Here is a 24500-nt window from a genome sequence, read left to right on the forward strand (position 1 = left end):
GGAGAGTTAGTTTTATGAAAACGTTGGTATGCTTTGGGGATAGTATTACAGCTGATGAAACATTTTTTGATGGAACGCCGAGGTTAACACCACGTTTGCGAGAGATGTTTCCGAATTGGAAAGTAGTGAATGCAGGTGTTCCAGGTGATACTACATTCGATGCGTTAAATAGGATTGAAGAAGATGTATTATCATATAAACCAGATTTCGTAACAGTTTTTCTTGGCACGAATGATGCGGTTTCTTTTTCACAAGGGTCATTACAGGCATACAAAGAAAATTTAGAGAAGATTGTGAACTATATTTCGTCAGGTAAAGTACTGCTTATTAGTCCTGCCCCAGTTGATGAAGAAAGACAGCATAATAGAACAAATGAAGTGCTTGGTCAGTATGCAGACGTGGTAGAGGAAGTGGCGAAAGAAACAGGAAGCTATTTTCTAAATTTGTATGCTGAAATGATTCAAGAACTGAATTATAAAAGGTTTGTAGAAAATGATGAAAAAGATGGATTACACTTTGGACCAGAAGGCTATGAGTATGTAGCGAAGTTAATTGGTGAAAAGTTAAAAAGGATTTTATAAAAAAGCAAAGCGATATCGCTTTGCTTTTCATTGTTTTTAATAGCTCAATCTAGAAATGCTTGCTGCAATGCTTTGAGCCCATCACTGTAAATACCATGAAACAGATTGATTGCCTCTTCAACACTAACCTCAACAGGAGTGAATGTACCAGACCACTCTACTAAAGATGTATTACTTTCAGTACCTTCTTTCACCTGGATTGTAGATAGATAATTAGTGACTGGAAATGGAGCATTCATGATTGAATACGTGTAATATCGTTCTTTCTCATTGAATACTTCTAAGCGTTCTATAATTGTGTCACCATCTGGATTAGCTAGATGACGTACACGACCGCCTTCCGTTAATTTACTGCTAGGTATATAAGGTAACCAGTCTGGAAGGGAGTTGAAACCTCCAATTAATTGCCATACTTGTTCAGGTGAACCGAAAATTTCCATAGATGTAGTAGTATGTGCCATGTTCATTACGCTCCTTTTCATTCCGGTATTTGCGGGTAAATAATCAGTGGGGATTGCCCCACTGATTAAGGTTTCAATTTATTTTACGCTGATTGGTAGTGGTGCATTAGGTGCTACTAGTTTTTGTTCACGCATTTCTTCCCAGAATGCTGCTGGAATTACTGTATTTAAGGCGTTTTGGTCTTCTACAATTCGTTCCGGTTTACTTGCACCAGGAACAACGGCAGCAACTGCTGGATTCGCTAGTGAAAATTGTAATGCAGCAGCTTTGATGCTAATTTCGTGACGATCTGCAAGAGCTTTGATTTTCTCAACTTTTGCAATAATTTCTGGTGATGCTTTTTGATATTCAAAGTGAGCACCTCCAGCAAGAATACCTGAGCTATATGGGCCACCAACAACAATATCCATATTATGCTTAACAGCTGCAGGCATTACTCGTTGCAATGCACGCTCGTGGTCTAGTAATGAATAACGACCAGCGAGTAAGGATATATTTGGCTGCGCTTCTTCTAAATCAAGCATCAGTTCAATTGATTCTACTTTGTTTACTCCAAGTCCCCAGCCTTTAATGACGCCTTCTTCACGTAAACGTGTTAGTGCACGGAATGCTCCTGTTCGAGCTGTTTCAAATTGTGAAATCCACTCATCACCATAAAAGTCTTGTGCTAAGTCATGAATGAAAACAAAGTCTAGACGATCTGTTTTTAAACGTTTTAAACTTTGCTCAATAGAACGAAGTGTTGCATCTGCGCTATAGTCATTGATCATTTTATTTTTACGGCCAAATTCGAAAAGTCCACCTTTTTCACCTAAATCACGTGCAGATGGATCTTCTAGTTCATCTGAAATCGTTCGACCGACTTTTGTACTTAAAAAGTAATCATCACGATTTCTTTTTGATAGTGCTTCGCCAAGACGAATCTCCGCTAAACCAGATCCGTAAAGTGGAGCTGTATCAAAGTAACGAACGCCATTCTCCCAAGCAGCATCCACTGTAGCGATTGCTTCTTCTTCTGGGATATTTCGGTACATGTTTCCTAGTGGTGCTGTACCAAAACCGATTTTTTCTTTTAGTAACTTACTCATTATAAATATCCTCCTAAAATGTATTTAAAAATTAATTCATCATTGTGAATGGATGTGAAAATGAAAACATGTCATTTCATTGTCTGAAAAAATCTATGATAAAAATATTGAAACAGCTAAAAAATACTCACTTTAAAGTACGGGTACTAAAAAGTAATGTCTAATACTGCATGACTCACTCAACTCTTACAAATGCTATTATGAAATGTATTTTACATAATGAAAAGTACGTACTTTAAAGTGATATAGATACTAAAAAGTAATACAGGTACTTTTTGGTACCGTACTACTCATCTGCTGTTTACATATGCTATTATGAAACATGTTTAACAGGGTAAAAAGTACGTACTTTAAGGTGCTATAGATACTTAAAAGTAATATTTAAATCTTTAGCTTACTTGCCTTATAACATTATTAAAGGAGATTTTTATATGAAAACATACAATATTCCTGTAGAGGCGACTTTACAGGTTATCGGTGGGAAGTGGAAAGTAGTGATCCTTTGTCATTTAAAGAAAGACAAAAAGAGAACGTGCGAATTAAAACAATTAATGTCTGGTATTACACAAAAGATGTTAACGCAACAATTACGTGAATTAGAAGAAGATGGTGTAATCGAGAGAAAAGTGTATAACCAAGTGCCGCCGAAAGTAGAGTATTCCTTAACTGATTACGGTCATTCATTAGATGCTATACTTGATTCTCTTTGTAACTGGGGAGAACATCATCTTGAAAAGAATGGCAACACGTCTATGCTCATTACAGCAGCTGAATAAAGAAGGAAAAAACGAACGAGAATACGTTCGTTTTTTCTTTTTGTATAGAGGGAGATTTTTAAGCGGCATAATTACTTTTTTGTAATATAGGTACTTTTTTGTGCTGTAGGAACTAAAATGTGCCGTATAGAAAAATATTTATTTTTACGCAACAATAGAGAAGGAATTTAGAAAAAAGGAGGGGAGATTGCGTGAAACAATATAATATACCGGTAGAAGCAACTTTAGAAATTATCGGGGGAAAGTGGAAGGTGGTTATTTTATGTCACTTAACAAAAGGGAAGAAGCGAACGAGTGAGTTGCAACGTTTAATTCCTGAAATTTCTGTTAGAATGTTAACGCAACAATTACGTGAGTTAGAAGAAGATGGTGTGATTACACGTAAAATCTATAATGAAATTCCACCTCGAGTAGAATACTCCTTAACTGATTATGGTTGGTCTTTACAAAATGTATTAAACCAATTAACTGCATGGGGAGAACGATGCATAGATAGAAAAAATAGTAAAGTTAAATGAAATCTATATATGTAATATTGAAACACCACCTATTGATGAGGTGGTGTTTTTTCAGTATAAAACTTTAAAAAGTTACTACGGTGAAAAGTAAGGTGCTATACCATATCAGCAGCTGTTTTAGCTAAGGTGAATGTTTAATCTATCATTCATCATAGGTACTTTAAAGTGCCTTCATCACTTTAAAGTACGTACTATGCTTCATAATATAACCGTTTTATAATGACACTCGTAGCAAGAAGTCATTACGGTTTTAAGCTATGTTCAAAAAGACTTATTAACTAGAATAGTTTTTTGTTCAATTTTTTTAGTAGGAGATGTTTATATGGTTGAAGAACTTTTTTATAAAAAAATACTTAAAAATCTTTTTTCAGATCCAGTTCAAATTACACTTTGGAATGGAGAAACAATACAATATGGAGAAGGGGAACCTCAATTTCACGTAACATTCCATAAGCCGCTTTCAAAAAAAGAGATTGCTAAGGATCCTTCTATTGCATTTGGTGAAGCATATATGAATGGGGACCTTGAAATAGAGGGGAACCTTGAAAAAGCAATTCAATCTATTTATAGAAGGCAGGATAGCTTTTTAGGTGATAGTAAGTTGCAATATTTCAAAAGTAAATGGAATTTCTCAAAACAAAAAAATAAAGATGATATTGCTCATCATTATGATATTGGGAACGATTTCTATAAATTGTGGCTTGATGAAACAATGACATATTCTTGTGCATATTTCCAAAATGAGCAAGATTCTTTAACGACAGCTCAGCATAATAAAGTGAATCATATTTTGAAAAAGTTGAACCTTCAAAAAGGTGATACGTTATTAGACATTGGTTGCGGCTGGGGTGAACTCATTACAGCTGCCGCTAAGCAGTACGGTGTGAAAGCGATGGGAGTAACGTTAAGTGAGGAACAATATGCTAAGACTTCCGAGCGAATTAAACAAGAGGGACTTACGGATTTAGTTGAAGTATCTTTACTTGATTACCGTGATATTAAGAATCATAAATTTGATAAAATTGTTAGTGTAGGTATGATTGAACATGTAGGAAAAGACAACATTACGCAATACTTTGAAACAGTTAATGAACTGCTAAACGATGGCGGGATTTCTCTACTTCATTGTATTACTTCTCCGGCCAATGGTGGTGCTACGAATGGTTGGATTGAAAAATATATATTCCCTGGCGGATATGTTCCTGCTGTTAACGAATTAATCACGAACATGACAAACGAACAATTTTTCATTGTTGATGTGGAAAGCCTACGTAGACATTACGGGACAACATTACAACATTGGGCTCGGAATTTTGAAAATGTAATGGGGGAAGTTCGCAAAACGAAAGATGAGCGATTCATTCGTATGTGGCGGTTATATTTAAATGCATGTGCAGCTTCGTTCTTTACAGGTAATATTGATTTACACCAATTTGTATTTACAAAAGGTATTAACGATACAATTCCGATGACACGTTCTTATATGTATGAATAAGAGTGGGTAATGAAGTAGCTCTCTAACTACTCATCGAGTGTAAATAAAATGATGGTAGGACATAAGTCTATAACTTAAAGTCGAGATGGGAATCAGAAAATGATTTCCATCTCGACTTTTTTATATATAATTTTAAAAACAAAACTATATACTTTTAATAATAAAAATATATAATAAATATAGAATCGAAAATTTATGAGCAAGGAAGTTGAAGAATATGACATTAACAATGGGCTTTATTGGATTTGGAAAATCAGCTAACCGCTATCATTTACCTTATGTAAATACACGTAAAAATATAAAAGTAAAAACGATTTTTGCTCGCCAAATTAATGAAGAATTAGCGGCTCCATATGAGGAAAAAGGTGTTAGTTTCACTACTAATTTGGATGAATTGTTGAACGATAAAGAAATTCAAGTGGTGACGGTCTGTACGCCAGCACATACGCATTACGAATTAGCGAAAAAAGTTATACTTGCTGGAAAATCAGTTATCGTTGAAAAACCATTTTGCGATACAGTAGAACATGCGAAAGAATTGTTAGCTTTAGGGCGAGAAAAAGGTGTAGTAGTTATGCCTTATCAAAACCGCCGTTTTGATGGTGATTTCTTAGCTGTGAAGCAAGTTGTAGAACAAGGATTCCTTGGTGATATCGTTGAGGTTGAATCACATATTGATTATTTCCGTCCTGGTTCAATCAATCACGAAGGTCCAAAAGAAGAAGGTTCATTTTACAGTTTAGGTATTCATACGATGGACCGTATGATTTCATTGTTTGGCCGTCCAGATACGGTGACATACGATATTCGTAATAATGAAGTGGACGGTGCGGTTGATAACTATTTTGATGTTGGTCTACATTACGGAAATCAGCTGAAAATTAAACTGAAAACGAACCATGTTGTAGCAAAGGATTATCCACGCTTTATCGTTCATGGAACAAATGGATCGTTTATTAAATACGGTGAAGATCAGCAGGAAAATGATTTGAAAGCGGGTATTATGCCTGAGAGTGCAGGATTTGGTGAAGATTCGCCGATGTACTATGGAATTGCGAAATATCGCAATGCAAACGGTGATTGGATTGAAAAACAAATTAAAACGCCGCTTGGTGATTACGGTCGCTTCTATGATGCAGCGTATGAAACAATCGTAAATGGTGCACCAAAGCTTGTGAAAGACGAAGAAGTGGTAACGAATATTGAAATCTTAGAAAACGGATTTGCTGCACCTTCACCTTCAGTTTACAAACTTGAGGCTTTAAACTTGAATGAATAGAAGAGGGAATACAGCATAAAGGAGGTATAGAAATGGCAAGCGGATCAACACAAGTAAAATACCTCGGCATTTATCAAAAAATGAAACAGCAAATTTTAGACGGCGAATATAAAATTAATGAAAAAATTCCAAGTAGCCCCGTCCTTGCTGAAGAATTTGGTGTTTCTGTCCTTACCATAAAAAAAGCGCTGGATCTGTTAGTTAGAGACGGTTACATCATTCGCCGGCGCGGAAGTGGAACAGTCGTTCAAGATTGGCGTCAGCAGGAAAAAGCACGAATGATTCAAACTTTAACAGGTACAAAAGCTGTTTATGGCAGCGAGGTAGAAAGTAAAATTATTGAGTTTACGATTGTCGGTGCCGATGAAATTATTGCTGAAAAATTGGGCATTTCAGTAGGAGATTTTGTATATAAAATCATCCGCCTCCGCATCATTCACAGTATTCCAACGATTATGGAGCATACATGGATGCCTATTTCGGTCATACCGGGTGTTGAAGTTTCAGTTTTAGAGGAGTCGATCTACTCGCACATTCAAAATAAACTTGGTTTTGAAGTGGGAACATCCGTTGTTAGGGTCAAAGGAGTTCGTCCAGATGATAAAGAAAGGCAGTTTATGAACTTAACAAATCAAGATTTCTTAATGAGAGTTGAACAAGTGGCCTACTTAACGGATGGACGAACTTTTGAATACTCTTATGCTGATCACCGGCCAGAAACCTTTGAATTTGAAACAGTTATTACTGCAAAAAGTTATAAAGAGGCATAAAAAATAGGTTGAGGCACGTATTGCCTCAACCTATTTTTTGTCTTCAATATAGTAGAAACAGCTATTATTCATCGGCTGTAATAAGCATGGATGTGTTCCCGTTTTTTTCAAGGTGAACTTCTCCCCAAGTGCAGAGGGAATCGAGTATGGCTCCTAGGGATGAACCGTAATCCGTTAAAGAATACTCTACTTTCGGTGGCACTTGGTCATATACTTTTCTTTGGATGACATCGTCTTCTTCTAATTCACGTAATTGTTGTGTTAACATTTTTTGTGTAATACCAGGCATTAAACGTTTTAATTCGCTCGTTCTTTTTGTGCCTTTCTTTAAATGGCAAAGGATAACAACCTTCCACTTTCCGCCAATAACTTCTAAAGTCGCTTCTACAGGAATATTGTATGTCTTCATAAAAAACTCCTTTGATGAATGTAGATTACAGTTTTGGACCTACATACGCTTTAATAATAAAATTATTTCTTTTTAGTGCCTATAACACTTTAAAGTGCGTACTATTTATTGTGCGAAATATCGTTCATAATAATCGATGTAGAACTGCACTAGAAAGTTTATATGTTACTTTTTAGTACCTATAACACTTTAAAGTACGTACTTTTTATTATGCGAAATATCGTTCATAATAACACATGTAAGTAAGAAATGAATAAAATGTACTTTGAAGTGCATTTGGAATTGGTCAGCATAACACTATGGGGACATTCACAAAAAATGATTAATTAATCCAAGACTTAACATTTGATTAATAGAACTGTAAGGTTTAAAATTACAGTATAGATTTAAGAAGTGAGTTGTCATCATCTGTAAAATGAAGTTTCAACTATTATATAAAAGAAGCATGCAAAGAAACGAGTAGTAAAAAATAAACGAAACATTGCCGAATAACTAACATTACGTGAATTTGATTCTAAACTGTAATTTTTTTTAATACATTTCAATAAACGATATTTAAAGTGTACATTTTATAAAGAACATTAAAGGAGTGAGTGAAATATGGTGGTTTTATATACAACAGCAAGCTGTGCTTCATGTCGAAAAGCGAAAGCATGGCTGGAGGAGAATCAAATTGATTATACTGAAAAAAATATCGTATCCAATTCTATGACAGTGGATGAACTTAAGTCCATTCTTCGTTTAACAGAAGAGGGTGCTACTGAAATTATTTCAACAAGATCCAAAACTTTTCAAGACTTAAATATAAATATAGAAGAGCTTTCGCTAAATGAATTTTATAAATTAATAATTGAGCATCCGCTAATGTTGCGTCGCCCAATTATGCTGGACGAGAAAAGATTACAGATTGGTTTTAATGACGAAGAAATTCGTAAATTTTTACCACGTAGCGTTCGAACATTCTTAAATATTGAACTGCAAAAGTTGGCTAATTAATAAGTAATGGTATGAGAGAGAAATTTTTTGAAAGGAGGAAACTGAAGGTGATAGAAGTATGCGTTACAGTGAATTATAAAGATAGAAACTATCAAACAAATGTTATTGTAAGCAAAGATACGGTGTGGACAAAAATTAAACAATTGGCAGAAGAGCAAGTCAAAAAACAGTGGGGCTTTTAAATTGGATTATTTAAAAAGTGAAGTTACAAGTCAGAGGTTTTAACTAAATCCAAGACTTTTCAGGACCTAAATATAGATAAGAAATTTATTTGACAGGAGGAAGCAGGACGTGATAGAAGTATGCGTTACAGTTAATTATAACGATAGAAATTATCAAACAAATGTTATTGTAAATAAAGATACGATATGGACAAAAATTAAACAGTTGGCAGAAGAACAAGTGAAGAAACAATGGAGTCTTTAAATGTATTTTTAACTTAAAAAGCTAAATGAAGTTATGGAATCTATTTCTTTATGTTAAGAGTGGTTTTTATATATTTTAACGTTCAACTAACCTATCTGTAATGTTTATGGCTACAGTATGTTAATATAGGAGAAACAATATTTTTGATCGTAGGAGGAAAACAATGAACAGCGACTTTACCTTGGCCATACACAGTTTAACTTATTTAGCTTTACAGCCAGACCGGATGTCAACAAGTAATGCGATTTCAGAAAGTGCAGGTGTTCACCCAGTACGTATTCGCAAAGTACTAAGTTTATTAAAAAAACATAAATTTATACAATCAAAAGAGGGAACCGGTGGAGGGTTTATTTTCGCTCGGGATTTAGATGAAGTTAATTTATGGCATATTTATCAAATAACCTCTGAAGGTGCGTTGCAGCCTAAGTGCCCAGAATCAAATGATCAGTGTATTGTAGGTTCAAACATGCGAAAAGTGCTGTTTACTATTTTCTTAGGTGCGGAAGAACATTTAGGTGAATATTTAAAGAACTATACAATGAAAGAAGTTGTTGATCTTATCAATCAAGAACGTTAAGCGGCTTACTTGTTATATAGAGCCGTAAGTTCTTACTATTTAAATGTAATGGAAAATATTACAGTTTAATTTCATTTTTATTTCTTTTTTATCGCTACAAAAAATATTTATAAGAAGGTGAAAAAGTATGATGTCAAATAATAATCAAGTTTTAAAAGTAGGAGATTGGGTTCGTGGAATATCAAATGAGGGCGAATTCATAGTTGGTTACATTGTATCACTTGATGAAGTGGAAGATGTAGTTACAGTTAGTATTGTGAAACGTGACGACAAATACACAATAAACGAAGCGATTTTACTCTTTAGTAAACATGTTAACAAACTCCCTGAATCAAAGGTAATAAATAAGGAGCAAATCCTTTATCTGATAGACCTTGCATTATTAACAGGGGACGAAGAATGGTTTATTGAGCTTTCTTCAAAATTAAACTCGATAAAAGAGCTAGTTAATGAAGGTTTTTAAAGATTACATGATTTGCTTTTAATAGTTTGAATCGTGCAATAAGCAATAATATCATCTCTTTTGTCGCACTTTAATAAAAGAGGTGATTGATGGTATGAAAATAAAAATAATTAGTATCATATGTTTTCTAAGTTTTGTATTACCCTGTATTTCTGCTCAAGCAATTGTAAAAATAGAAAATAATAGAAATCAAAGCTTTGACATAAATTTAACCGGTTATGAACTTTATTCGTTTGGTGATTTTAATCAATTAGGTTATAAGATAACGCCACTTACTCAGCTGTTTTTAGGGATAATTCAAACAGAAGGTGAGTGGATTGATGAACCAAGATTATATATTAAGGGAAATAAAGGTTATTTTCATCTTTGGAAAGCAGACGGTACAAATGTTCTTTATACTGTTGAAAAGAGTGGTGATTTTTGGAGAATTATAGATGTAAAAAGGAAGGAAATTAACAGAATACCTGTACCAAAACAGTTTTTAAAAGAAGTGGTCATTAATCTCTTATTAGAGCCGATAAGTAAAGAAGTTGAAAACTATTATAAGGAACCAAAACTTTGGTATCGAGGTTCTGAAAAAATACTTGAAATAAAGACAGATAAAACAAACAATATTTTTTATGTAACTGTTCAAATTCAAACTTTTGAAGGTGCGCATAATCCGCCTTATGGAGAGGACACAATTATTTTTCGCATAAAAGGAAACGATGTAAAAACGATTCGGTATAAACATAGAGATATTCCTGAAGAAGAGTTGAAAAAACTAGAATTAAGATGATATTGCATTGAGTTGTTTGTACACCCCTAATAACGATTATTATGTAAATAAGCTGTCCATATGGGCAGCTTATTATATTTTTGCGCTTAGTTTAGGTTTTACAAAATGTTAGCGATTTTCTCGTTACCATCAAGTTAAAATATGTATTTTCCTAAAAATGTATATGAATACAATTGATATAATATATATCCTGAAAATTGGTTTGTATATTTAATGAGATATTTATTTTTAACCACATTAATTGTTTGTTAGAATATCTTTTTTGTTTAAAATAAATTTTTAAAACAAAGAATAATATAAGTATCTTTATAATGACTAACTTTAATAAGTAATATATGACTGTATTTTATGCTAATTCATTCAGTTTTAAGCGATAGGAACAAGGGTTACGTGCTAACTGTAAAACATTATCCATATAAAATTTTGCGGGATTAATATTTCTGAAAATATAAAAATATTAATTTTATAAATATACACGTTATAATGAGGGCGTCGAGAGAAATTGTATTATCTCTGGAGAAAATATAAAAAATGCGATTATTAGTAAGAAAGGTGTGTGATTAGAGGCGAAATGTATGTAAAGCGCTTCAGTGGCTTGTGTAATCAATACCATAAATGCTGCCGAAGTTATGAAAGTGATGTATAGAATTGAGAAAGAAATGCCTCATAAATGAAGAGAGGCCGGTTTAGCTAAAATTACTGTTAAAAGTAAAAAAGAGAAACCATTAAAGTAATACACTGTTATTAGAAATGTTGCAACGTATTTATGAAGTCTATTCTATATTGTTCTCTTAAGGGGTCTTTATATAAAGAGCGAATATTACGAGTAAACTTTTTTGTGAACGCTAACAATTATATTAGGACGCTAACTAGCGAATGTTTCAATTTGGATTCATTATGATGAAGGACATGCAAAGTGGGGCAACTTGTAAGGAATTCATTTTCCAAAAAGAAAGATATTCGTTAGCTATAAAGAGAGACGTAAGAATAGGATACAAGGGGGAGTTATTATATGAACGGGAATACTGCAAAGAAAATAGAAGTTCAAGCTGAAAATACCGCACTAAAAAATGAGCAATATGCAGATCCGAAAAAGTGGCATAAGCAGGATACTACATGGGCACTCAGTCTATTTGGAACTGCAATTGGAGCAGGGGTGCTCTTTTTACCGATTAATGCAGGTTCAGGTGGTTTATTATCATTACTACTAATTACATTGCTTGCATATCCAGTTATGTATTACTCACATAGGGCACTTGCGAAAATGATATACGCTTCTAATTCTGCTGATGAGGGGATCACAGGTACAATTAGAGAGTATTTCGGAAATAAAGCGAGTATCATTTTTAACATCGTATATTTCGGTTCAATTTATACAATCGTACTAATGTATTCGGTTGCGCTTACCAATACTGCAAGTAGTTTTATCGTGCATCAATTGAACATGCCAGAACCTCCAAGGGCTATTTTATCACTTGTATTAGTTCTTGGTCTTATCGCTATACTAAACTTTGGTCAAGATATTACTGTAAAGGTAATGAGTATGCTAGTGTATCCTTTCATAGCTTCTCTACTGTTTATCGCAATATCTTTAATTCCACAGTGGAATACGTCAATGCTTAATTTTTCAAGTGTTTCAACTGCTTCAACAGGAACAGGCTATTTTGGAACGATATTGATGATTTTACCAATCATCGTATTCTCATTTAATCATTCACCTATGATTTCATCATTTGTTGTGAAGCAAAGAGCTACGTATGGGATCGATGCTACTGATGCTAAATGTGCGCAAATACAAAAAGTTTGTTATATTATGACATTCGTTGTAGTTATGTTCTTCGTTTGGAGTAGCGCGCTAAGCTTGACTCCAGATGATATAAAAATGGCAAAAGAACAAAACTTATCAATTCTTTCTTATCTTGCTAATGAGCTTAATTCACCTGTAATTACGATTGCCGCTCCAATCATTGCTTTTGTGGCTATTACAAAGTCTTTCCTTGGCCATTATATCGGAGCGTTTGAAGTAATGCGTGACATGATTATTAAGTTCGGTAAATCACGTGGAAAAGTAATTGAAGAAAAAACAATTAAGACAATCGTCCTTACTTTTGTTGTATTATCATGTTGGTTTGTTGCTTATACAAATCCAAGTATTCTTGGACTTATTGATTCTCTAAGCGGTCCATTAGTTGCTGCTATCTTATGTCTATTACCGATGTATGCGATTCAAAAAGTACCAGTATTAGCTAAATACAAAGGGAAAATGAGTAACGTATTTGTTATTATTGTAGGTGTGCTTACTGTTTTAGCAAGTATTAAGTCATTATTCTAATTCACGATTGTTAGTTCTAGTACAAAATAAAATAGAACGATTTTGGGACAGGCTTCTCCGTTTGGAGAGTTTGTCCCTTTTTAAATGAGTGATAAAAGGTCATCTTTCACATAGGCTCTTTTTGTACAAAAGGTTGCTTTATTGCGTAATATTTTTATCTTATTGATTTTATGAGATTTTTACGCATAATTGTAACTAAGGGAGATGATTTCAAATTGAATAGGCCGAATATAAGTACAACAATTTCAGGAGATATAATTGTTACTCGTCTTATCGGAAGGATTAAAACAGATGATGTTTATGAATGGTTTAATGACTTCGAGCAGGTATGTCAGCAATTCATTTCCGAGAAAAGGAAATACAAATTGCTGGTTGATAGAAAAGGATATACGCCAGATCATTTTTCTGTTCAAAAAGCATGGAAAGATAAATTTTTCAATGAAACGATTTTGAATCACAGTAAGGCAATTGCTTTTCTCCTTGAAGAAGGGGAGATACTGAATTATTTACAACAGTCCAATACAAAAAAATCTGTAAAATTTTTTGATGATTATGAACAAGCATTCCTCTGGTTGAATGAATATCCCATATGAAACTTTTAGCGAACCGGTTGCTCAATCAACTGGTTTTTTTATATTTGTAAGTAGTATTCGGAAGAAAACTTCTATACGAAATGTTTCGCACTAGAGGACATACATTTTTAATGAGTTAAATATAATTCATAATAGCACCAAGAGGAAATGAATACGCTTTACGGTATTAGTTATATGGAAAGACCATACGATAGGATTGCATAATTTAAAAAATAGCAATCTGGTATAAAGTAGGTAAGGGGGATAAAGATATGAGCGCTTCAAATTTGAATGAAATAAGTAAACAAATTTTAAAAGAAGAGGAAACACTTCAATTTTCCTCTTTTACAAATGAAGATGCACTGCAACTAGGTTTATTTATCGTTGAAACAGCAAAGCAAGAGGATAAAGTAATTGCTGTTGATATAACGAAAAACGGTGTGCAATTATTTCATTTCAAGATGACAGGGACAAATGAGGAAAATACGAAGTGGATTGAGCGTAAAAAACGAGTTGTTTCTCTGCATGATCGTAGCTCGTATTATATGCAGATACAAAGTGAAATAACTGGAATTTCATATAATGAAAAATATCTTTTAAATACTTCGGAATATGCTGCGTTTGGTGGATGCTTTCCTATCAGAATAAAAGACGTAGGGGTTATTGGAATGATAACAGTTTCAGGATTGCCGCCAGAAGAAGATCACGAATTGGTAATAAGAGCAGTTAAAAATCATTTGAACCAATAGTTATAGCTAGTGAATAGATAATTAATTTTAGGGGGCAATACTATGCCAATAATTGAGTTAAATACTTGGCCAACGATGTCAACAGAAGAAAAAAGAATTACAAGCTTTCTGTAAAGAACAAGGTATTCAAATGGAAGCATGGTCACCATTAATGCAAGGTCAATTATTAGATAATGAAATATTACAAGAGATTGCTGAGAAACATGGTAAAACGACAGCGCAAGTTATTTTACGTTGGGATCTTCAAAATGGAGTTATTACAATTCCAAAATCAACGAAAGAACACCGTATTATTGCAAATGCTGATGTGTTTAACTTTGAGTTAACAAAAGAAGATATGGAGAAAATCGATGCGTTAAATGAAAATCACCGCGTTGGTCCAGATCCTGATAACTTTGATTTCTAAGATTAAAAAATGAGTAAAAAGAGTGCAAAGTTGCACTCTTTTTTATTTTCTATTCAATAAAATGTTGCTGTTTATATTATGACTTTTCAATTACTTTAGGCGATTTAAAGAACTGATTTTAAAACAGTATTAAAGTTTGACATGTAATCATGCATTCTATAATATGTATGCTATAGCATTTATATTGTAAGTTATTTGGAGGTGGCATATGGACTTATATGAGTGAACAGGACATCTTGTTCATCGTACTGATGTGAAATTAACAAATTATATAATGTAAGTTTTTTAATCACATATTGCTTATAAATTTTATCCTTTATATGCTATAGCATATAAAATTCGCCTCTTAAATTGTAATGGCGAAAATTTAAATAATACAGTAGATATATTATGAAACGAGGAGATTTTAGTTATGGAAAAATTCATATTAGCGTTTGATAGAGAGCTTGTAATTGCAGAAAAAAAAGACTCAACATGGAGTGTCCAATCACAGTTTGTAGGTGCGAATCCAGTTGCGTTAGCTTTAGATCCATACGACCGAGAAAGAATGTATTGTGGTACTTTTGATAGAGGATTATGGAGAAGTAAAGATGGAGGAAGTTCATGGGAAGCGATTGGAACTTTACCTTCTTTTGGTGAAGTGTTCCCAGCTAATGCTATTCATATGAGAGCTATTACAGCGGTTTCTGTATCTTCAGTGAAGGGTGATGACGGTAACGGTATCGTATATGTAGGAACTGAACCGAGCGCAATGTTTGTATCTAAAAATGGAGGAGACAGTTTTGAACTGCTAACGGATTATCGACAAATGCCATCGTATTCATCATGGTTCTTTCCTCAAAGAACATATACGCACCACGTAAAACATATTGAAATTGATGCTAATAATCCAGAAACTATATATACAACGATTGAGGTTGGGGGATTAATTAAAAGTGTAGATGGAGGTAAGACCTGGACTGAGGAAAAAGAGGGGAACTATCCTCAAGATATTCACATTCTTACATCACATCGCAATGCTCCAAATCGTTTATACGGGGTTTTAGGTGATTCATTCTTGAAAGAACCAGGTCAAGAGTATGCGGAGAGTAATGATGGAGGTAAGACTTGGAACTATATGTGTAGTGGACTCAAGCATCATTATGCATATCAAATGGCAGTTAACCCAAATGATCCAGAAAATATTATTATCGCGACATCTTCAAATCCACACGTAGCGCATGATTACAATAATGGAAATTGTGAATCATTTATTTATAAGAAAGAAAAAGATCAGCCTTGGGCAGAAATGAATGCAGGTTTACCAACTCCTAAAGGCACAATCATACCAGTATTAAAGGCAACAAGTGATGGAACGTTCTATCTGTTTAGCAATAAAGGAGTGTATCAGTCAGTAGATGGTGGTTCAAATTGGACATCATTAGAGATTCCTTGGGAGAATAGATTTATGGAACAACATCCTTATGAGATGTTAATTATTAAATAAGCGATAAGTATAGTTCTGACTACTATTCATTAAACATGGTTAGTTGAATTTACAATGTAAAAAGCCAGGTAATGTGTTATTCATGTTACCTGGCTTTTTTGATCATCAATTTAAGGTTATTTTCATATTTGTGTAAATATGAAACAAGCAGGATACATGAATAGAGAATGGGTAAAATAATACCGAATGATCACTAGATTGTATCAATGATGCTATAAGAGTTTTTTTTAGGTTAACTGAAGCAATAAGCAGTGGTTTAGATTCAGAATGACTAGCAATTGGTGTTATGGAGTTCAATGGTTCAAAAATGAACTCATTTCAACTCATATTATCTTCGCAATGTAACATTTTGAAGAATATTAAAACTTAGGAGGAATTGAATTATGACAAAAGATTTCTATACTGCATTGAAAGAAAGACGTACTTACTATGGGATTAATAAAGAGGTACAAGTATCAGATGAAAAAATTAAAGAAATTGTGGAGTTTGCTGTGAAATATACTCCATCCGCTTTCAATTCTCAAACTGCGCGATTAGTTGTATTATTTGGTGAAGCTCATAATAAATTATGGGATATTACAACTGAAACATTAAGAAAAGTAGTTGGAGATGGAGATTTTTCAGGAACGCAACAAAAAATGGATTCTTTTAAAGCTGGTTATGGAACAGTACTATTCTTTGAAGATGAAGCTATCGTTAAATCGCTTCAAGAAAAATTTGCTGCATATGCTGAAAACTTCCCAATTTGGTCACACCAAGCATCAGGTATGCACCAATTAGTTGTGTGGACAGGATTAGAAGCAGAGGGATTAGGGGCGTCTTTACAACATTATAATCCATTAATTGATGATGAGGTAAAACAAGAATGGAACGTTCCTGCTAATTGGAAACTGATTGCGCAAATGCCATTTGGTAATCCAACGGCTGCACCAGGAGAAAAAGAATTCCAACCGCTTGAAGAACGTGTGAAATTTCATAAGTAATAAGCATTATCCGTAAGGAATGAGTAAAAAGATTCTAGTTATGAATTCAATGACAAGTGTAACAAAATGTATATTTCAAAAAACACGAAGACTTTTAAGTCTTCGTGTTTTTTTGATTCATGTCTGAAGGAGAAGAAATAAAAGTGTGAAATTGTATGATATTTGAATAGCGAATACTAATTATCTATATATGCAAAATTACATACATATAATGATTGATAATCACGAGTTAATGTAACTATAATAACTACACTGATAAGTAACTTACTGACGACAGTTATAAGTGAAGAAGGAGGGTTCTATTGTATTTTGTATATAAAAAATAGAAAAGGAGATATGTAAATGAAAAGGCTACTTGTTATAGGCATCATGTATACAATGTTTTTCCTCATAGGAAATATACACTTACATGCTGACGAACGAACAAATGTAAAAGAAATTACTAGTTTAGAAGAGCCTACGTGGATATTTCAAGCAGGAATAAGTAAGGGGAAGTATCATGATCGACAAGATTTGGGATTTATTTTGCAGAGAAATACACCATTAAAGGTAAGACAAACGAATCCTAATTTTAAAGACAAATTAACAGTACGTTTATTGTCTAATGACTCAAAAAATGAAAAATCCATACAAGTAGGAAATGAATGGATTACGATTCAAGGTGATACGCCTTTAGTTCCTTTCATAGATACTCCGTATGGTGAAGAGCCTGCCTTACTTGAGTACCAAGTAGGGAATGAAAGTGCTACTAAACCTCTTCCGATTTATAAACAACAAGGAAGCGTATCTCAATTTTTTAGCACATGGGATCAATTTGATGGAGAGTATGCATTAATTCAAGGGGAGAGTTTCCAATTATTTATACCTAAAAAAGATAAAGAGTTAGTAAGATCTTTAAAAGACTTTCAATCGTTGGATGAGTTAATTGCATATTATGAAGATATTTTTGCGATGTATGATTCCATTATTGGTTTAGATGGCTCAACGGTTGAAAATAAAAAAAGTCAAAATCGTTATTTCTTAAAAGCAGATATATCTGGTGCTGGCGGTGCCTATTATGGTGCAAATTGGACAGCGAATAGTACAGATAGTACAAAGATGTGGTTAGATAAACTAAGTTGGGGAACTTTACATGAAATCGCTCATGGATACCAAGCAGGTTTTGATAATCAAGGAATATTTACAGGAGAAGTTTCTAATAATCTATTTGGTGTTCAATATCAATATAGTAAATACGGCAAAAAAGCAGATCAAGTTGGTTGGTTATTTAATTTTGGGAAGAAGGAACAGGTAGAACGGAATTTATACAATGCTTTAATGAAAGAAAATAAAAATTATGATGACTTAGATTTACGACAAAAACTTATTCTTTTAACGATGGCGAAACAAAAAGCTGGTGATGAAGCTTTTGCAAAAATGTATCAAGGTTATCGAAAACTAGCTAGCAATGCTGCTTTTAAAAAAGGTGACCATTCTTTACCAGATTTAATGAATCAGTATTATAGCGAGAATGTACAAGTGGATTTTACACCCGTTTTTGAAAGATGGGGCTTTAAGCTTAATCATAAACAAATAGAGATGAATAGGGCGAAAGGTTATCCGGCAGTTACTTCTTTAGCGTATATAGTGCCTGAATCACAATTAGCTAAGGCGAGAGCTCTAGTTGATCCTGATATTCCGATAAACTCTAACTTTGAAATAGTTAGGAATCAGCAAATTGCTTCACTTGGGTTAAAAGGGAATTTGCATATCCATTTAAATACAAATGAAATAGATACATTGAAAGGAGGAAAGATTAAATTAAAAGAAGGGAATACAGTTATTCAAGAAAAAACAATTGAAACAGCAGATATCAATTTACAAGACGTACCAAATGGAATCTATACGGTTGAGATTTCAGGTGGGAAAACGGATAGTATGTACCATTTCAGTACGTATTATGCCTATGTAAAGGAAAAGGATAGTAGTCTAACGATTGATGTTAACGAAATGAAAGTAAGCAATTTGGTAAATGAAACGATTCAATTCCTAGGATTAGGAGATAATCAGTTTGCCGAATTAAATACAGACTTAGAGCAAGAGCGAGCTGTTTTTACGGTTACTACTAAAACGCCTCATAGCTATTATGCAGGTGAAAAATATGCATCAATAGAGTTGTTTAATGAGAAAGGTGAAAAAATTTATACGAAGGAAATGGAAGGAACAAATGTAACCGTTGTAAAAGATATCATCCCACTAAAAGAAGGATATAGAATTAAAATCTATCATGATGAAGTAAAAAAACGATTAACTAGTAAAGCTACTATTATTAATCCTATGAATAAAACAAATGAAATTATAATGACAAAATGGGGATTGAAAAATACTTATTTAAAAAATAATCCAGAAGAAAATCTTATGAAAAGAATTGATGAAGAAATGGAAGTGATTATAAGTAATCCCTTGTTAAAAGAAATACCAATGCAAAAATTAGAAATGAAAAAGAATGTGTGGATGGCAATAAATATGTTATCAGAACCACAAAAAATAACGTATATAAATAAATATAAAGATAGTTTATATAATGAGTGATTTTTGAGAAATGAATTGAATCTAAAAATGTAGCAAACTAATCTATTAACCTATGTATGTAAAATTGATTGACTATAGTTAAAAGTTTTATCTATGCTTAAAATTCTAAAGTACATTTATTTACTTTAATAATAAGATTATAAAGGAGTAAGAATATGAATAATTTCGTAAAGTTAGGTTTAACTACAGGAGTGGTGTTATCGGCGATTATTCCTTATGGAGGAGTACATGCGGCAACAGAAGATTTAAAATTGGAAACAAAGGAAGATACGTTCCGAACAGGTAATTTAACAGCACCTTCTCAAAAATCGGCAGAAAATGTAGTAAAGGATGCGCTGAAAGGGAAAACAGAACAAGCATTATCCTCAAAGCAAGTTAACACGGAATCAAAAGTTAATTATAATGTGACGCAAAGTCGTAAATCTTATGATGGTACTACATTGGTGCGTCTTCAACAAACATATGAAGGACGTGATGTATACGGATATCAACTAACAGCACATATTAATGATGATGGTGTACTTACGAGTATTTCGGGGGATAGTGCCCAAAATCTACAACAACAGGAAGATTTGAAACAACCTATTATTCTATCAGAAGAGGATGCAAAGAAGCAGCTTTTTAAAATCTATGGGGATAATCTCACATTTGTTGAAGAACCAGAAATTAAACAAGTGGTATATGTAGATGAAAATACAAATAAAGCTACAAACGCATATCAAATTACTTTTAGTGCCTCTACACCTGAATATGTATCTGGTACGGTATTAATTGATGCTTTTGTTGGGGATCTATTAAAAGAACTCGTTCAAAAATTGGGTATACAAGTAGATAGCAGTATCGTTCAATCTGCAACAGCAAATAAATCACAAGATCCTTCAAAATTAACAGGAACAGGAAAAGATGATTTAGGTATGAATCGTACGTTTGGAATTACACAGCGAAGTGATGGAACGTACACTCTTGCAGATTATTCTCGTGGTAAGGGAATTGAAACGTATACTGCGAATTATAAAGATTATAATAATTATAGAAGAAATGTATGGGGGTATTTGGATGATTTAGTAACAAGTAATTCTACAAATTTTACAGATCCTAAAGCAGTTAGTGCACATTATTTAGCAACGAAAGTATATGATTTTTATAAAGAAAAATATAGTCGTAACAGCTTTGATAATAATGGACAAAAAGTAATTTCAGTTGTTCATGGCTGGAATACAAATGGTAAGAATATAGGGAATCCTAAGCAGTGGTTTAATGCATTTAGTAATGGGGCTATGCTAGTATACGGAGATCCAATTGTTAGAGCATTTGATGTGGCAGGACATGAGTTTACACACGCGGTTACAAGAAATGAGTCTGGACTTGAGTACGCAGGAGAAGCTGGTGCCATTAATGAGGCTCTATCTGATATTTTAGGGGTAGCAGTTGAAAAGTATGCCAATAACGGAAAGTTCAATTGGACAATGGGGGAACAATCAGGTCGTATATTTAGAGATATGAAAAACCCATCATCTATCTCTTCTAGATATCCAGAAGATTATAGACATTATAACAATTTACCTATTGATGCTGACCATGATTATGGTGGTGTACACACGAACTCTAGCATTATAAATAAAGTAGCTTATTTAATTGCTAGTGGTGGAAATCATAATGGAGTAAATGTACAAGGCATTGGGGAAGATAAAATGTTTGATATTTTCTATTATGCAAATACCGATGAATTAAATATGACTTCTGATTTTAAAGAATTAAAAGAAGCTTGTATTCGTGTAGCAATGAATTTATATGGTAAAGACTCATTAGAAGTACAAGCTGTTCAACAAGCATTTAAAGCAGCTTATATTTAATACTATTGTGATGAATTATAAACCCTTTCATTTTAATATAATGATTAATATGTATGTATACACAAAAACCTTGTAGAATTTTTCTGCAAGGTTTTTTAGAATGTTATGTTACTTCAAGGATTATCATCTCGTACTAATTGGTAATTCAGATAAGTAAAAAGTTGTTTTTAAATTACTCTTTTCTATGATAGAAAAGATACTACGTTAGTAAATATAAAAAGTTAAAATATAGTATATAGGGCACTTTTTTGTTCCTATGGAACTTTAAAGTGCGTAATTTTCTTTCTAGTTAATATAGATCATAATGGTATTTACTAGTTGGTTTTAGCTTTACTCTGCTGTTGATGTAATTTTTTACATTAGAATGATTTGAATTAGAATTATTGAGTAGATCTAAATACTGATGATTTTGATTTTTAGTTCAGTACAGAGTGAAATAGCTACATAATTTTCGTTTATATTCTTTTGAAAAAAGGGTGGATCTGCTTATTTTCTGTTAAAGATATGAGAAGTGAACCACAATATAAACGTAATTATTTATTCCAACGTAAGTCAATCATTTAGCACATGAATTTGGAGGGATCTATATGCATATGCAATTAAAAGGAAAAACAGCACTGGTTACCGGATCTACGGCAGGGATTGGAAAAGCAATTGCCACTTCATTAGTAGCAGAAGGAGCTAATATACTTATTAATGGACGCCGTGAAGAAAATGTTAATGAAACGATAAAAGAAATTCGAGCGCAGTATCCTGATGCTATCCTTCAACCCGTAGTAGCTGATTTAGGAACAGAACAAGGGTGCCAAAATGTGATTGAAAAGTACCCTAAAGTAGACATTCTTATTAACAACTTAGGAATTTTTGAACCTGTAGAATATTTTGATATCCCTGATGAAGATTGGTTTAAATTGTTTGAAGTCAATATTATGAGTGGTGTTCGACTTACTCGTTCGTACTTGAAAAAAATGATTGAAAGAAAAGAAGGAAGAGTCATCTTTATTGCTAGCGAAGCAGCTATTATGCCCTCTCAAGAAATGGCTCATTATAGTGCGACTAAAACGATGCAACTCTCACTTTCTCGCAGTTTAGCTGAGCTGACGACAGGAACGAATGTGACTGTTAATACTATAATGCCTGGTTCGACTTTAACAGAAGGAGTGGAGACGATGTTAAATAGTCTGTATCCTAATGAGCAATTGACAATAGAAGAAGCTGAGAAGCGATTTATGAAAGAGAATCGACCAACCTCTATTATTCAAAGACTTATTCGACCAGAAGAAATTGCTCATCTGGTCACTTTCTTAAGTAGCCCACTTTCTTCAGCAATTAATGGTTCCGCGTTGCGAATAGACGGGGGATTAGTACGTAGTGTATTTTAATAAATTAAAGACAACATTATATTCTGTTGAAGGTAAAGTAAATGAGTTGTATTTTATCTATTAACGGAAATATAGAAAAAGCAAATTGCAACATGCAAACAGCCGAATTTTCTGTTATAAGAAAAATTCGGCTGTTATTTTTTATTTGTTGTAAAGGATGGAGCGATTTTGGCGCTGTGGTATCTCTTAAGAAAAAATATGACCGTTTAAAACGATCCCTCTATTATTTTTCAACAATAGTTGTATTATGAAGTGAAAGTTACCAAACGTTTTTCAACACTATTTTTCCTATTGCTTTATTCGACTCCAAATATTCATGTGCTTGTGCGACTTCATCAAACGTAAAAGATTTAGAATCTAGCAATGGGCGAAGTTTTCCTTCTTCTACAATTTTTGTTATTTTCGTTAAGATTTCTCCGCAATCATTACGCTTATCTGTATGTAATATTTTTAACGCCATAAAAGTAACGTGCAGAGAGAGTCCTTTTGCGTGTAAAGGAGAGAGGTCATGGGTTGAACGAGCTGCAATTGTTACGACAGTTCCGTTGACTGCAGCAGCTTCGAAAGAGTTATCAAGATTTTTGCCACCTACTGTATCAAATATAACTTCAAATCCGTTGCCATTCGTATGTTTTTGAACATATTCTTGAACAGATTCTTCTTTATAATTAATGGCTACGTCAGCTCCCAGACGATGGGCTATTTCCATTTTGTTTTGCTGAGAAGCAGTTGTAAAAACTTTCGCACCAGCCCATTTAGCTAATTGAATGGCTACGTGTCCTACGCCACCAGTAGCTCCGTGAATGAGCACATTTTGACCTGATTTAATATTTGCACGATCAAATAAAGATTCCCAAGCTGTAATTGCAACTAATGGTAGGGCAGCTGCTTCTTCCATTGTTACATTTTTAGGTTTATGAGCAATTAATCGCGCATCAGCAAGCATAAACTCTGCAAGTGCACCACCAGTTTCTTTAAAACCTCCGGCACATCCATATACTTCATCACCAGTTTTAAATTTTGAAACGCCTTCTCCTACTTCTATAACAATACCAGCTACATCCCCGTGTAATATAGCTGGAAATTCAGGAGCAACTGATGAAACAGCGCCACTGCGCATTTTCGTATCGATTGGATTTACACTTGTTGCTTTTACATGAATTAGAACATGACCGGGTAGAAGTTTCGGTTTTGCAACTTCTTCTAATTGAAAAACAGATGAATCTCCAAAAGAATGGATAATTTGTGCTTTCATTGGTCCTTACCTCCTGTTCGTGGTTATAGCATAGCAAAGTACGAGAATTAAGTATAATATTTTGAATTTGGATATGGAGCATTTTATATAAAGAAGAGGAAAGTACGTGGGATCATGTAACGTACTTGCAAAAGCAACTGTAAAGTTTTTTGAAGAAAGGATAGATGTTATTTTTGCAGCATGATTTAGTCATTACGTTTATTATTACTCGCTTACTATAGGTACTTTGAAGTGCCTACATCACTTTAAAGTACGTACTGTTATTCATGTTATGACCGATTTATAATAACACT

General features: G+C 33.5%; 23 protein-coding genes and 3 pseudogenes. 22 read left to right on the forward strand and 4 right to left on the reverse strand.

What is annotated here, in order from left to right; genetic code table 11:
* The first annotated feature begins 14 nt into the window (after positions 1-14).
* Entirely contained in the window at positions 15-581 is a 567-nt protein-coding gene (locus tag AC0L0O_RS07430; RefSeq protein WP_000855213.1) for an SGNH/GDSL hydrolase family protein, read from the forward strand.
* 44 nt (positions 582-625) lie between these two features.
* On the opposite strand, the gene AC0L0O_RS07435 is transcribed toward AC0L0O_RS07430, so the two are convergent.
* Together AC0L0O_RS07435 and AC0L0O_RS07440 are read right to left on the reverse strand one after the other, a co-directional pair.
* Positions 626-1042: an SRPBCC family protein gene (locus tag AC0L0O_RS07435; RefSeq protein ID WP_000951532.1), complete on the reverse strand. Its 417-nt coding sequence runs from the start codon at positions 1040-1042 to the stop codon at positions 626-628.
* Positions 1043-1120: 78 nt separating this feature from the next.
* Positions 1121-2131 carry an aldo/keto reductase gene (locus AC0L0O_RS07440; RefSeq protein WP_000040534.1) on the reverse strand — a complete coding sequence of 337 codons (1011 nt, stop codon included), beginning with the start codon at positions 2129-2131 and terminating at the stop codon, positions 1121-1123.
* 431 nt (positions 2132-2562) lie between these two features.
* On the opposite strand from AC0L0O_RS07440, the gene AC0L0O_RS07445 reads away from it, so the two are divergent.
* The 5 genes from AC0L0O_RS07445 to AC0L0O_RS07465 all read left to right on the forward strand — a co-directional run bounded on the left by AC0L0O_RS07445 (position 2563) and on the right by AC0L0O_RS07465 (position 6969).
* On the forward strand, positions 2563-2907 hold the full coding sequence (locus tag AC0L0O_RS07445) for a winged helix-turn-helix transcriptional regulator (protein ID WP_000860837.1): 345 nt from the start codon (positions 2563-2565) through the stop codon (positions 2905-2907).
* 191 nt (positions 2908-3098) lie between these two features.
* Positions 3099-3425 (forward strand): winged helix-turn-helix transcriptional regulator, encoded by a 327-nt coding sequence (locus AC0L0O_RS07450; RefSeq protein WP_000816343.1) that lies wholly within the window; start codon positions 3099-3101, stop codon positions 3423-3425.
* A 322-nt stretch (positions 3426-3747) separates the two neighbouring features.
* On the forward strand, positions 3748-4920 hold the full coding sequence (locus AC0L0O_RS07455) for a cyclopropane-fatty-acyl-phospholipid synthase (RefSeq protein WP_000229051.1): 1173 nt from the start codon (positions 3748-3750) through the stop codon (positions 4918-4920).
* 217 nt (positions 4921-5137) lie between these two features.
* Complete coding sequence (locus AC0L0O_RS07460) at positions 5138-6199, forward strand: oxidoreductase (RefSeq protein WP_000176626.1); 1062 nt, start codon at positions 5138-5140, stop codon at positions 6197-6199.
* Positions 6200-6231: 32 nt separating this feature from the next.
* On the forward strand, positions 6232-6969 hold the full coding sequence (locus AC0L0O_RS07465) for a GntR family transcriptional regulator (RefSeq protein WP_000146309.1): 738 nt from the start codon (positions 6232-6234) through the stop codon (positions 6967-6969).
* Positions 6970-7033: 64 nt separating this feature from the next.
* On the opposite strand, the gene AC0L0O_RS07470 is transcribed toward AC0L0O_RS07465, so the two are convergent.
* Positions 7034-7378 (reverse strand): winged helix-turn-helix transcriptional regulator, encoded by a 345-nt coding sequence (locus AC0L0O_RS07470; RefSeq protein WP_000860825.1) that lies wholly within the window; start codon positions 7376-7378, stop codon positions 7034-7036.
* A gap of 600 nt (positions 7379-7978) precedes the next feature.
* Between AC0L0O_RS07470 and spxA the strand changes: the two genes are divergently transcribed.
* The 15 genes and pseudogenes from spxA to AC0L0O_RS07545 all read left to right on the forward strand — a co-directional run bounded on the left by spxA (position 7979) and on the right by AC0L0O_RS07545 (position 22952).
* Complete coding sequence (gene spxA / locus AC0L0O_RS07475) at positions 7979-8374, forward strand: transcriptional regulator SpxA (RefSeq protein WP_000261178.1); 396 nt, start codon at positions 7979-7981, stop codon at positions 8372-8374.
* Positions 8375-8421: 47 nt separating this feature from the next.
* Positions 8422-8556 carry a BA3454 family stress response protein gene (locus tag AC0L0O_RS07480; protein ID WP_000573520.1) on the forward strand — a complete coding sequence of 45 codons (135 nt, stop codon included), beginning with the start codon at positions 8422-8424 and terminating at the stop codon, positions 8554-8556.
* 109 nt (positions 8557-8665) lie between these two features.
* The gene (locus tag AC0L0O_RS07485; RefSeq protein WP_000573529.1) at positions 8666-8800 is read left to right on the forward strand and encodes a BA3454 family stress response protein; all 135 of its coding nucleotides are present in this window, start codon (positions 8666-8668) and stop codon (positions 8798-8800) included.
* 163 nt (positions 8801-8963) lie between these two features.
* A complete protein-coding gene (gene saiR, locus AC0L0O_RS07490; protein ID WP_001083467.1) occupies positions 8964-9377 on the forward strand; it encodes an Rrf2-family transcriptional regulator SaiR in 414 nt (137 codons plus the stop codon).
* Positions 9378-9504: 127 nt separating this feature from the next.
* A complete protein-coding gene (locus tag AC0L0O_RS07495) occupies positions 9505-9840 on the forward strand; it encodes an IDEAL domain-containing protein (RefSeq protein ID WP_000987469.1) in 336 nt (111 codons plus the stop codon).
* Positions 9841-9934: 94 nt separating this feature from the next.
* Positions 9935-10618, forward strand: a complete 684-nt coding sequence (locus AC0L0O_RS07500; protein WP_000694052.1) for a DUF3888 domain-containing protein — start codon at positions 9935-9937, stop codon at positions 10616-10618.
* A gap of 1012 nt (positions 10619-11630) precedes the next feature.
* Positions 11631-12950 (forward strand): aromatic amino acid transport family protein, encoded by a 1320-nt coding sequence (locus tag AC0L0O_RS07505; protein ID WP_001014173.1) that lies wholly within the window; start codon positions 11631-11633, stop codon positions 12948-12950.
* Positions 12951-13091: 141 nt separating this feature from the next.
* Positions 13092-13543 (forward strand): annotated as a pseudogene (locus AC0L0O_RS07510) (SpoIIAA family protein).
* A 251-nt stretch (positions 13544-13794) separates the two neighbouring features.
* Positions 13795-14271: a heme-degrading domain-containing protein gene (locus AC0L0O_RS07515; RefSeq protein ID WP_001276581.1), complete on the forward strand. Its 477-nt coding sequence runs from the start codon at positions 13795-13797 to the stop codon at positions 14269-14271.
* Between the two features lie 88 nt (positions 14272-14359).
* Positions 14360-14677 (forward strand): annotated as a pseudogene (locus tag AC0L0O_RS07520) (aldo/keto reductase); the annotation flags it as partial.
* A gap of 412 nt (positions 14678-15089) precedes the next feature.
* Positions 15090-16163, forward strand: a complete 1074-nt coding sequence (locus AC0L0O_RS07525; RefSeq protein ID WP_072180505.1) for a WD40/YVTN/BNR-like repeat-containing protein — start codon at positions 15090-15092, stop codon at positions 16161-16163.
* 383 nt (positions 16164-16546) lie between these two features.
* Complete coding sequence (locus AC0L0O_RS07530) at positions 16547-17146, forward strand: nitroreductase family protein (protein ID WP_000158944.1); 600 nt, start codon at positions 16547-16549, stop codon at positions 17144-17146.
* A 342-nt stretch (positions 17147-17488) separates the two neighbouring features.
* A complete protein-coding gene (locus tag AC0L0O_RS07535) occupies positions 17489-19717 on the forward strand; it encodes a putative mucin/carbohydrate-binding domain-containing protein (RefSeq protein ID WP_473785690.1) in 2229 nt (742 codons plus the stop codon).
* Between the two features lie 155 nt (positions 19718-19872).
* The gene (locus tag AC0L0O_RS07540) at positions 19873-21570 is read left to right on the forward strand and encodes a M4 family metallopeptidase (RefSeq protein WP_473785691.1); all 1698 of its coding nucleotides are present in this window, start codon (positions 19873-19875) and stop codon (positions 21568-21570) included.
* Positions 21571-22157: 587 nt separating this feature from the next.
* Positions 22158-22952: an SDR family NAD(P)-dependent oxidoreductase gene (locus AC0L0O_RS07545; protein ID WP_473785692.1), complete on the forward strand. Its 795-nt coding sequence runs from the start codon at positions 22158-22160 to the stop codon at positions 22950-22952.
* 259 nt (positions 22953-23211) lie between these two features.
* Here AC0L0O_RS07545 and AC0L0O_RS07550 read toward each other — a convergent pair whose 3' ends face one another.
* Positions 23212-24207 carry a zinc-dependent alcohol dehydrogenase family protein gene (locus AC0L0O_RS07550; RefSeq protein WP_473785693.1) on the reverse strand — a complete coding sequence of 332 codons (996 nt, stop codon included), beginning with the start codon at positions 24205-24207 and terminating at the stop codon, positions 23212-23214.
* 106 nt (positions 24208-24313) lie between these two features.
* On the opposite strand from AC0L0O_RS07550, the pseudogene AC0L0O_RS07555 reads away from it, so the two are divergent.
* A pseudogene (locus tag AC0L0O_RS07555) lies at positions 24314-24493 on the forward strand (hypothetical protein).
* Positions 24494-24500: the final 7 nt, after the last annotated feature.

This window comes from Bacillus sp. GS3m_15504, from assembly GCF_055825275.1.